The sequence below is a fragment of the Kribbella albertanoniae genome (genome assembly GCF_004348455.1).
Lineage (GTDB): Bacteria > Actinomycetota > Actinomycetes > Propionibacteriales > Kribbellaceae > Kribbella > Kribbella albertanoniae.
In genome coordinates this window covers 19,218-30,651 of record NZ_SMKA01000022.1, presented here as the reverse complement: position 1 = coordinate 30,651, position 11,434 = coordinate 19,218, and the positions used below count along the sequence as shown (strand labels likewise).

Annotated in this window: 7 protein-coding genes; 4 read left to right on the top strand and 3 right to left on the bottom strand. The window is 67.8% G+C overall.

The features are described 5' to 3' along the window. Positions 1–20: 20 nt before the first annotated feature. Entirely contained in the window at positions 21–2,948 is a 2,928-nt protein-coding gene (locus E1261_RS08350) for a glycoside hydrolase family 48 protein (RefSeq protein WP_132404460.1), read from the bottom strand. Between the two features lie 210 nt (positions 2,949–3,158). Here E1261_RS08350 and E1261_RS08345 point away from each other — a divergent pair, with 210 nt between their 5' ends. Then, positions 3,159–4,457: a glycoside hydrolase family 6 protein gene (locus E1261_RS08345; RefSeq protein ID WP_132404458.1), complete on the top strand. Its 1,299-nt coding sequence runs from the start codon at positions 3,159–3,161 to the stop codon at positions 4,455–4,457. Between the two features lie 22 nt (positions 4,458–4,479). Here E1261_RS08345 and E1261_RS08340 read toward each other — a convergent pair whose 3' ends face one another. Next, complete coding sequence (locus E1261_RS08340; RefSeq protein WP_132404456.1) at positions 4,480–7,119, bottom strand: substrate-binding domain-containing protein; 2,640 nt, start codon at positions 7,117–7,119, stop codon at positions 4,480–4,482. 67 nt (positions 7,120–7,186) lie between these two features. On the opposite strand from E1261_RS08340, the gene E1261_RS08335 reads away from it, so the two are divergent. Continuing rightward, the gene (locus E1261_RS08335; RefSeq protein ID WP_238176079.1) at positions 7,187–8,233 is read left to right on the top strand and encodes a LacI family DNA-binding transcriptional regulator; all 1,047 of its coding nucleotides are present in this window, start codon (positions 7,187–7,189) and stop codon (positions 8,231–8,233) included. A 163-nt stretch (positions 8,234–8,396) separates the two neighbouring features. After that, positions 8,397–10,403, top strand: coding sequence for a glycoside hydrolase family 6 protein (locus E1261_RS08330; RefSeq protein WP_132404452.1), 2,007 nt, complete (start codon positions 8,397–8,399; stop codon positions 10,401–10,403). Positions 10,404–10,550: 147 nt separating this feature from the next. Here E1261_RS08330 and E1261_RS08325 read toward each other — a convergent pair whose 3' ends face one another. After that, positions 10,551–11,036, bottom strand: a complete 486-nt coding sequence (locus tag E1261_RS08325; protein WP_132404450.1) for a S26 family signal peptidase — start codon at positions 11,034–11,036, stop codon at positions 10,551–10,553. A 148-nt stretch (positions 11,037–11,184) separates the two neighbouring features. On the opposite strand from E1261_RS08325, the gene E1261_RS08320 reads away from it, so the two are divergent. Next, complete coding sequence (locus E1261_RS08320) at positions 11,185–11,376, top strand: hypothetical protein (RefSeq protein ID WP_132404448.1); 192 nt, start codon at positions 11,185–11,187, stop codon at positions 11,374–11,376. The last annotated feature ends 58 nt before the right edge of the window (positions 11,377–11,434 follow it).

The following is an 11,434-nucleotide window of genomic DNA, read 5'->3' as shown; positions in this document are numbered from 1 at the left end:
CGTTCAGTGGTGCCTGGGGTTTAGCCGAACAACTCGGCATGCAGTGAGAACGCCGTGGCGATCTCGGCCTGCGCCCAGAACCGGTGGTAGGTGAAGGTCGGTGCCGGACCGCCGTTCAGGTACGACTGCACCTTCGGCCACTCCGGGTCGGTCTTGAAGAAGGACCTCAGCGACAGGAACGTGGAGTTCTGGTCGATCACGTCACCGTTGGGCATCTTGCCGGTCCAGCCCGGCGGGACGTACGGGCCTTCCTTTGTGGTGGCGCTGTACTTGTCGTCGAACCGGTTGTAGTCGGCCCGAGTCTCCGGAATCGCGATGCCCTTGGCGTCCTGGTGCGCGAGCAACGCCGTCAGCAGACCCTCACCGGTGGTCTTGGCCGAGGCGTTGCCCGCCTTGGCCGCGTAGTTGAGCAGGGTCTTCGCGTACGACGCGGCGACGCCGACGTCCTGGCTGTGGTTGAGCACGTTCACCCTCAGGTTCGCGTTCGCCCCCGGCGAGCCGGCGTTCCAGGTATCGGGAGCACCGGTCCAGGCCATGTCGTTCGGGATCTGGAACGCCCCGTTCGCCCCGACCGTGGTGTTGGCGATTGCCCACGGCACCCATTTGTCGAGGATCTTCTTCGCCCGCGGATCCCCGGTCATCTGGTACAGCGATGCCGTCCGCTCCATCTGCCAGACCTGGAAGCCGAACCAGCGGTTCGACGGCGGGTCACGCCATACCGGGTGCGCGTCGTAGTACATGCCGTAGAAGGTCGGCGTACCGGCGGGCGGTGTGCCGTAGTGGCCTTCCCAGCTGTTCGTGACACCGCCGGCGATACCACCGTCGGCCGACTGCAGCCACTGCAGGACCTCCAACTGCCGGTCCATGCTCTTGGTCCAGTCCTGCTGACCGGTGGCCGACTTCGGCTTCAGCGAGGGCACCTTCGCCAGCGCGTACGCCGCCAGCGGGTTCTGGTACCCCTGGTGCGAGGCGCCGTCACCGATCCGCCACGCCCAACCCGCGGATGTGTCGGTCGCGCCGCCCCACGCGTAGTACCAGGACATCAGGTAGTGCGAGCTGTCCTTGCCGGTGCCCGCCGGGCAGGCGACCGGACCGACGCAGTTGCCGATCTTCTTGAAGTACTTGTCGAACATCGCGTACCGCAGGTAGTCGCCCATCTTGGCAGCCTTCGCCAGCTCGGGCGCGATCTCCGCCTGCTTGCCCTGCGCGGTCGCCCACTGGTCGGCCAGCAGTGCCACCTGTACGGCGCGGGCGTCCGCGTCCGGAGCGTTGGTGTACTTCCACTGCTTGGCATACGAGCTGTCCTTGGTGAACAGGTCCAGATAGCCGTTGGGTCCACCGTGCTTGAACGTGTCGCACGACGGCTGCGGGATGGTCTCGAACACCGACTCCGACGACCCGCGCTGGTACGTGTTGATGTACGACGGCGCCGTCGTACCGTCGCCGCAGCGGCCGAAGCCGAGCGTGTTGTCGACGTCGAGCAGCCAGTGCATGCCGTAGATGTCATCGGTGCCGTACGCCGACTTCAGCTCGGCGGCGATCGGGTCGGAACCGACCGCGACGGACGTGTCCAGCTGGGACGGATACGCGTCCATCGTGGCGTGCTCAGGCGCGTACGTCGCCGGCTTGGAGGCGTTGTACTTGTCGTTGGTGGGCTGGTCCGCCTTGGCCGGGATGATGAACTTCTCCATCGAGGCCCAGGCCGACTTGAACGGAGCCCAGTCACCGCTGAGCTTGCCGTAGCTCGCTTCCAGCCAGAGGTAGTAGCTGAACGCCTCCGAGGTCGTCTGATGCCCGTGGTCCGGCGCTTCGACCATCAGCGTCTCGACCGCGTGGTACGGCACCAGCAGGTCACCGAACTTGCGGAAGTAGCCGCTGGCCGGGTCCTTGATCTTGTTGTACTGCGTGAGAAACGCTTCCTCGAAGGGAGAAGTCGTTGCCGACGTCTCCTTTACGGTCACCGACGCTGCGGTGTAGCCCGTGGAGGTCGCGGAGAAGGCGGCAGTCACCAGGTCGCCGCCGTTTGCCGCCGAGTTCACAGTCACGTTCTGCGGCGTATTCCAGTTCGCCGTCGTGAACGTCAGCGAGGTCGGTGTCGCAGTCAGGTCAGTACTGCCCGATGACCGGGCCACCGCGACAGTCACCGAGGCCGACGGCTGACTAGCCAGCGTCACCCCGAACTTCGCCGTACCGCCCTGCTTGACGTTCACCGTCGACGGCGTGGCAACGATCGTTGCCCCGGCCAGCACCTTGATCGGCACCGGTGTCGTCGAGGCCGCGAGGCCGAGATTGTCGGTCGCGCGCGCCGAGACAGCATGATCACCGACGGACGCGCCGGTCCACGAGCCTTGGTAGGGAGCCGTCGTGTCGGTGGCGACCACGACGCCGTCGGCCAGGAAATCGACCTTCGCCACGGTGCCGTCGGTGTCGGACGCGGTGGCTGCCAGCGGGATCGCCTGCCCGGTCTGGAACGTCTGCGCCGCTGTCGGCGAGGTCACCGCCACCGTCGGCGCCTTGTTGCCACCGGTGCAGGACGTGCCGTTGACCGCGAAGTCCGTGGGCTTGCCGTTCGCTGCTCCTCGGGTGCCCTGGAAGCCGAAGGTCGCGGTACCACCGGTGCCGATGTTCCGGTTGTGGTCCACCGGCAGGACGGTGACCTTGGCGCCGGACTGCGTAAAGCTGCCGTTCCACAGGTTCGTCACCTGCTGGCCGTTCGGGAAGGTCCAGGTGAGGGTCCAGCCGGCGATCGGGTCGCCTTCGTTCTTGATCGTCACGTCGGCGACGAAACCGCTGTTCCAGTCGCTCGCCACGGTGTAGTTCACCGAGCAGGCCACCGCGGCCTGGGCGGTCGGCGCGACGAGCTGCAGCAGCCCGGCCAGGCCGGCGATCGCGATCCCCAGGACGAGCGGTCTGCCCCGCAACCGCCCTGCTTTTGTTCGAAGCCTCATAGTTCTTTCCTCCATCGAGGGACCAGGTGGTCTGGGCTGACGCTGGATGGGAGCGCTCCCAGTTGCGGCAGCGTAAGAGGGCGAGGAGGCGGTGAGAAGACCGCGGTGCGCACCTAAACGTTTCAGATGCGGGAGTGCGCCGGGCTGGCTACATTCCATCGCGATGGGAGTGCTTCCGATGTCCGTCCCCGACATTGGAAGGTGCGTTTCATGCGCTCAAGACATCCGGCGTACGGCGGCCTGATCGCCGCCCTCACGCTTGTTTCAGGCCTAGTGGTCGTGATGACCACCGGGGGTAGCGCCCAGGCTGCTGTCTCGCCGTTCTACGTGGATCCGAACACCAGCGCGGCCAAGTGGGTCGCGGCCAATCCGGGTGACTCACGGACGCCGATGATCCGGGACCGGATCGCGGCCACGCCCCAAGGCAAGTGGTTCACGACCACCAACACCAGCACGGTCCGCGGCGAGGTCGAGGCCTACGTCGGCGCCGCGGCAGCAGCCGGCAAGGTGCCGATCATGGTCGTCTACAACGTCCCGAACCGCGACTGCGGTGGCGCCAGCAGCGGCGGAGCACCGTCGCACGAGGCCTACCGGGCCTGGATCGACCAGGTGGCCGCGGGGCTGGCCGGTCGTCCGGCAGCGATCATCCTCGAGCCCGACGTACTGCCGATCATGACGAGCTGCCAGTCGGCCGACCAGCAGAACCAGACGAAGGCGTCGATGGCCTACGCCGGCAAGAAGCTCAAGTCCGGCTCGGCCCAGGCCAAGGTGTACTTCGACATCGGCCACTCCGCCTGGCTGGCACCGGCGGAGGCCGCGGCACGGCTGCGCGGCGCGGACATCTCCAACAGCGCCGACGGAATCTCCACCAACGTGTCGAACTACCGGACCACCACCGACGAGGCGAACTTCGCCAAGGCCGTCCTGAACTCGGTCGGAGACTCGCGGCTGCGTGCGGTCATCGACACCAGCCGCAACGGCAACGGACCGTTGGGCAGCGAGTGGTGTGACCCGGCAGGCCGCGCTATCGGTACGGCGAGCACCGACCAGACGGGTGACGGTCAGCTGGCCGCGTACTTGTGGGTCAAGCCCCCGGGCGAGGCCGACGGATGTATCGCCTCGGCAGGTCAGTTCGTGCCTCAGCGCGCCTACGAATTGGCAGCCGCCGGCAACTCAACGCCGACTCCCACACCGCCGCCGGGCGGCTGCAAGGTGACGCACCGGGTGACCAGCACGTGGAGCACCGGCTACACCGGTGAGGTGGTCATCGAGAACCGCGGAGCGCCCATCAACGGGTGGACGCTCACCTACTCGGCACCGGGTGTGACGGTGACCCAGGGCTGGAACGGAACGTGGACCGACACGGGCGACGCCGTACGGGTCGTCAACGCGTCCTGGAACGGCAATCTCGGTACTGGTGCTACCGCGACGGTCGGCTACAACGCGAACTACAACGGCTCCAATCCGCCGTTCTCCGCTCCGACTCTGAACGGCGTTGCCTGCTCCTGAACTAAGGCTCGGTGCCTCTCCCTCAGCGGGGAGGCACCGAGGCTTTGGTCTGAGCGCGGAGGAGCGCGATGTCCGCTGCACGCAGCGCGTCGTCAGCGTCCTTGAACTGCTGGATGCCCGGCAGCACTCCGACCGCGATTCCCAGTGCGGGCTCAGCCGTCAACGTGGCAAGGACTTCCTGCATGCGGGACTGATCCGGCCGGACACCTTCGAGCAGTACGACGAACTCGTCCTGCCGAAGCCGGGCGGCCGAATCGCCGTCGCGCAGGATCACCTGCAGCCGCCGGACCACCTCACGCCGTACGTCGGCCCGTACCGGAGGCGACGGGTCGACGACGCGCGCGAGCAGTACGGCGCAGTCGTAGTCTCCAGCGCGATTCCGGGCTCGGTCGAGCGCCTCGCCCAGTCTGTCGAGGAAGAGCACTCGGCCGGCCAGACCGGTCTCGGGGTCCCGCAGCGTGTTGCGGCGGAGAGCGAGTTCTGCCTCCTTGCGCTCGGTCATGTCGACGAACGCTCCGACCAGGCGGGCCGGGCAACCGGCGTCGTCGAGAACCGCCACGGCCTTGCACATCATCCATCGGTAGTCCCCCGAGGACGTACGCACCCGATGCTCGATCTCGAGCGGAGCCCGGGAGCCGCCCAGCTGCGCTGCGATCGCCGCGGACAGGTCGAGGCGGTCGTCGGGATGTACCCGGTCGAGCCACTCCGACGGCGTACCGCCGATCTCGTCCTCGCCGTACCCGAGCGTCTGCTTCCAGCGCGGCGAGTAGTAGACCGTCCCGGCCGAGACATCCCAGTCCCACGTACCGTCCTGGGCCGCCATCGAGGCCAGGGCGTACCGCTCCTCGCTGGCCCGCAACGTGTCCGCCAGCGACCGCTCGCGGTTGGCCGCCTCCGCCAGCGCCTGTCGCTGATCGTGCAGAGAGGCCAGCAGGCGCTCGTGATCCAGCGCGACGGCCAGCAGCGTGGCCCAGTGGTTGTACTTGTCGCGGCCGCTGGTCATCCGGGTGTCGACCGTGCCCTCGATGGCGAGCAGACCCCAGTCGCTGCCGCGGGACGTGACCGGCAGGACCAACGTGAGCCGGCTGCTACCGGCCGCCCCGGCCCGGGTCATCGTTGCGGGCGGGAACTGGCTGGCTCGTGATCTCGATCCAACCAGACGGGAGAGTGCACCGGAGGTGTCGTCCACACCGACGATCTCGAGCTCCCGGTCGCCCACCGCCGGTCCGGTCCAGAGACCGAGGCAGGCGACACCACGACCGTCCCGTGGCAACCAGGTCAGCGTTCGCGGGCCGCCGCCGTTGCCACGCAACAGATCCAGGTCGACCTCGTACTGGTCGGCGATCGCGCGTTCCAGATAGCCGCTGCGAGCGAGCAGCGGCTGCGTGCAGCCTTTCGTCAGAGCCAACGTGATGTCGGTGCCAGTGCGGTACAGCGCGGACAGTCGCTCGGTTCCGGCGGGAAACAGCGTGCCGGCGAGCTCCCACTCGAGATCGCGGACGACCGAGATCAGTTGTTCGAGGGTCTCCGGATGTGGTCGCCGGGCCGAGGTCAGCCGGGCGAGGTTGGTCAGCGCGGGACCGGTCGGCATCCGGCCCAGCTCAGCGGCGGCGGTGATCGGGTCGACCACCGCTTGGAGCCAGCGGTCGCGGGCCTCGTCATCGATCTGCCGGCTGTCCGTGACCGACGCCGGGGCGGCGAATCCGGTGTCAGCCAGGTGCCGCAGCCGTGCCTCCGCGGGCGTCGTACCAGGCTCGTCGCGCTTGTCCACAGCGCCGATCGCCGCTTCGCCGCACCCGCAGGACTCGCGAATCACCAGGGTCGATGGAGCACGATGGACGCCGCTGGCCACGGTCTCCCCGCGCAGCTGCGCCAGCAGGAGATCGACGGCCAACGCGCCAACCCGATCATTGTGCGGATCGACTGTCGACAGCCTGGGCTGGAATCGGGCGCCGCTGTCGGTGTGATCGAAACCGATGACGGCGTGGTCCCGCGGCAGCACCAGTCCCGCCGTTCGTAACGCACGCAGGAATCCGACAGCGTTGCGATCCGTCGCGGCGACGGTCGCCGTGGTCGGCATACCTGCGGCGAGCAAGCGCGAGGCGGCGTCGGCCCCCGTCTGCTCATGGTTGTCAGCGGTTTCCTCGAACCACTCCTGGTCGATCCGATGCTCGGCGAGCGCCGCGAGATACGCCTCGTAGCGCTCCCGGATATCGCGCTGCGCCGGATTGCCGATGAACCCGATCCGCGTGTGCCCGTGGTCGATCAGATGCCGTACGGCGGCCCGCACACCGCCGGCGTTGTCCGGAACCACGACCGGCACGGCCGGGCCGACTGCGTCCGTACTCAGCACGACGACCGGGCAGCCCCACTCCTGCACCGCCGCGAGCCGATCCTGCCGAACAGCGCTGGCCAGGATGATCAGACCGTCCACCGCACCGAGCGCCACCGGCACCTCGAGCAACGGTTCGTCGGGATAACGCTCGCGATCGAGACCGGCCGGATAGGTCTGTACGGCGACCACCCGGTGCCCGGCATTGCGCGCGGCCCGGGCGATCCCCGCGATCAGAGCGCCGAAGTAGAACCCGCCGACCACCGGCGAGAGCACGCCGATCGTTCGTCTCGGGATCCCGTTCGCGGTATTGCGCCGTACTGTCCCCATTCGTACTCCCTACCCGGCAAGGGCCGAGCTGATGTATTTCGGGCCGCCAGGCGACACACTGGTCATTGTGGTCTCACCGCCCCCCGACCGCCCCAGCTCGCCCGCGCGCCGCGCCACGATCGCCGACATCGCCCGCGCCGCAGGTGTGTCGATCGCTGTTGTCTCGTACGCCGTCAACGGGCGACCGGGCGTCTCGGCGGCCACTCGTGAGCGCGTGCTGCGGATCGCCGAGGAGTACCGCTGGCAACCGAGTGCGGCGGCCCGGTCGATGCACACCGGTCCACGAGCGGTCGGGCTGGTGGTCAGCACCGCCGCCGGTGGGGTGTCGTCGGCGACCTCGTTCCTCGGCCTCGTCACCGCGATCCAGGACGTGTTCGCGGAGAGAGGGTACGCGTTACTCCTGAAGGTTGTGGAGTCCGTCGACGCGGCCGTGGCGACGTACCGGACCTGGTGGGCCGAGCGCCGGTTCGACGTGATGATCGTGACCGACGTACTCAGCCAGGACCCGCGCGTCGAGGCGTTGCGGCGGCTCCGGGCACCGGCAGTCGTGGTGGGACCGCCTGCCGCCGCTCAAGGGTTGCCCTCGGTCCACCTCGACGACGAGGAGGCGTATACGCGGGTGGCGACGTACCTGATCGGCTTGGGGCATCGCGAGGTGGCGGCCGTGACGGGACCGCCCGAGCTGCATCGCACGCAGGTGCGAGTCGCGGCGCTTGCACGGACACTCGGGGCCGCCGGAGGTTCGCTGGTCCGGATGACGACCGATGCCGGACCGGAAGAGGCAGCCGCGGCAACCCGGCAACTGCTCACCGGTCCGGTGCCGCCGTCCGTCATCGTGTACGACTCGGACCAGATGGCGCTGGCCGCGCTCGATGTGGCGCGGCGGCTCGGTCTTGACGTGCCGTGGGACCTGTCGATCCTCGCCGCGAGTGACTCGGCGCTCTGCCGGCTCAGCACACCGGCAATCACCGCACTGCCCTCACCACTGCGGGACCTGGGCACAGCCGTCGGAGAGGCCGTGCTGGCGGTGCTCAACGGGCAGACCGGGACCAGCCAGGTCGTACCGGTCGGAGGGCTCGCGATTCGCGGCAGCACGGGCCCGCTGGCCCGCTGAAATCAGGTCACGAACCGGTAACGCGCCACGACCTTAAACGTTTCGGACCATCCCTGGCTTGAGGCCCGCCATGTGAGGTTCAGGTCAGCCACCGGCGCCCACGGTGACTCGTACCGGATTCCGCCCGGACCGGTACGCCGGACTGATCCTCGAGGAGGACCGCGTGTCCAGAACTCCACCGCGGCTGATCGCCGCAACCACCGCTCTGGCAGCCGCTCTGGTGGCACTGCCGCTCACCGCCCTGAGCGCCAGTGCTGCCGAACCGCACGTCGACAACCCCTATGCCGGGGCGACCCAATATGTGAACCCCAGCTGGGCCGCGTCCGTCGAGGGGGCTGCCACCCGAGCCGATGCCGCGCTCGCCACCAAGATGCGAGCCATCAAGGGGCAGCCGACCGCGGTCTGGATGGACCAGATCAGCGCCATCGCCGGTAACACCGCCGGCAACGGGTTGCGCTTCCATCTGGATCAGGCCCTGCTGCAGAAGCAATCCGGTACGCCGTTGGTCGTGAACCTGGTGATTTACGACCTGCCCGGCCGGGACTGCTTCGCCCTGGCGTCGAACGGCGAACTCCCGGCGACGGATGCCGGACTGGCGCGCTACAAGGCCGAGTACATCGACCCGATCGCGGCGATCCTGGCCGATCCGAAGTACCAGAACCTCCGGATCGCGGCCACCATCGAACCGGACTCACTGCCGAACCTGATCACCAACATGTCCCATGCGCCCTGCGCGCAGGCCGCGCCGTACTACCGGGCCGGCGTCAAGTACGCGCTGGACAAGCTGCACGCGATCCCGAACGTCTACAACTACATCGACGCCGCGCACTCGGGCTGGCTCGGCTGGGACAGCAACTCCGAACCGGCCGCGAAGCTCTTCGCCGAGGTGGCCCGGTCGACCGTGGCCGGCTTCGCGTCGATCGACGGCTTCGTCACCAACACGGCGAACACGACACCGCTGGTCGAGCCGTACCTGCCGAACTCGTCGTTGACCGTCGGTGGGAACCCGGTCCGGTCCGCCAAGTACTACGAGTGGAACTTCGACTTCGACGAGGTCGACTGGACCGCGCACCTCTACAACCTGCTGGTCGCCGAAGGCTTCCCGGCCAGTACCGGCATGCTCATCGACACGTCCCGCAACGGCTGGGGTGGTGCCGCTCGCCCGACGGCCACGTCGACGAGCACGGACCTGAACACCTATGTCAACGAGTCTCGCGTCGACCGTCGTGTCCACCGGGGAGCCTGGTGCAACCCGTCGGGTGCCGGTATCGGCGAGCGCCCGCAGTCCACGCCCAGTGGGTACCCGGGATCGCATCTCGACGCGTTCGTGTGGATCAAGCCGCCGGGCGAGTCCGACGGTGCGTCGAGCGACATCCCGAACAACGAGGGCAAGCGGTTCGACCGGATGTGCGACCCGACATTCGTCGCACCGAAGCTGGACAACCAGCTCACCGGCGCACTACCGGACTCGCCACTGTCCGGTCACTGGTTCGAAGCACAGTTCGTCCAGCTGGTCCGGAACGCCTACCCGGTCATCGGCGGCGGCCCCAACCCGACCGACCCGACAGCCCCCTCGGCACCGACCGGACTGACGGCCGGCACGGTCTCGAACACGTCGGTCGCGCTGACCTGGACCGCCTCGACCGACAACGTCGGCGTGACGGGCTACGACATCTACCGCGGTTCCACCCTGGCCGGTAGCTCCGCGACCACGAGCTTCACCGCGACCGGCCTCACCGCCAGTACGGCGTACTCGTTCACCGTCCGGGCGAAAGATGCCGCAGGCAACATTTCGACCCCGTCGGCGGCCCTGTCGGTGACGACGACCGGCACCGGCATCCCACCAGGCGGCTGCAAGGTCATCTACTCGGCGAACAGCTGGAACACGGGCTTCACCGGCTCCGTGAAACTGACCAACACTTCCACGTCGCCGCTCACCAACTGGGCGCTCTCGTTCGACTTCGCCAACGGCCAGACCGTCGGGAACGGCTGGAACGCAACCTGGACCCAGTCCGGTCCCAAGGTCACAGCAACCCCGGTAGCCGGCTCCTGGAACGCCACCATCGCCCCCGGAGCAACCGTCGACATCGGCTTCAACGGCACCCACACCGGCACCAACAACCCACCAACCACCTTCACCGTCAGCGGCCAAACCTGCACCACCAGCTGACCTAACCGCCAGACTCCTCGCCTGACCTCCGTAGCCCCGAGGTCAGGCGAGGCCCATTTCCGCGCTCCGAAAAAGTTTCGCGGCCCGATTCGACCCGGATCGAAGTGCTTGACAATTAGCGCTTGACAATTCGACTCGAATTGCAAATCATTTCAGTCGACGAATGACCAGGCCGAGCACTCGGTCGGCGGGGACGAATCCGGCCTGCCGTGAGTCATAGCTTTGCGCCGGGTTGTCACCGACGACCACCAGGCATCCTGGCGGCACCTCCGTTCCGGCCACGAGCCGTCCGGCGCCCTCGGGCGGTACGACGTCCGCGGGCAGCGCGACGATTCGCTTGACGATCCAGCGACGGTCCAGCTCACCCGCCGATGCCGGTCGGGTCTGCCAGGGCGGCGGGTCGAGCGCACCCGCTACGGAGTGCGGCACAACCCCCACTGGATAAGGCGCTTCCAGTACGACGATGTCGCCGACCCGGAGTGGTCGCGACCTACGCCACGCGAGCAGCCGGTCGCCGTCGGCCAACGTCGGCGTCATGCTCTGCCCGGCCACACGCACCAGGGCGGGCCGCCTGCTCGCGGCGAACAGTCCCACGGCCGCGAGGACGATCGTGACGACGACTGCCGGGACCATGGCCGACACCATAAACGCTCGTGGAGCAGGATCCAGGAAAACCACTGCCATGGCCGGTTGCTGCCAGACCGAATGATAATTACCCCTCGCTTGAGCGGATCGCCGTCAGTAATATCCAGCGAATTATCCGTCTCCGAAATGAGGATTCATGCTGAATGCAATCCAGCGGTTGGGCGATCGAATCATCGGCCGGCTGGTGCCGGAGGTGACGGCGGAGGCCGGCGTTCAGGACACGACCCGGGACTGCGGCTGCTTCTGGGACTCGCCCGGCTACGTCCGGAAGCACAAGAGTTGCGTAGGAAGTGCCTGCGGTGCCTGTTACGTCGTCGGCCCCTGCTAGTTCCAGCTGATCGTGGTGCCGGTGGACGCACCGGCACCGCTCTGAACTCCAAGGGACG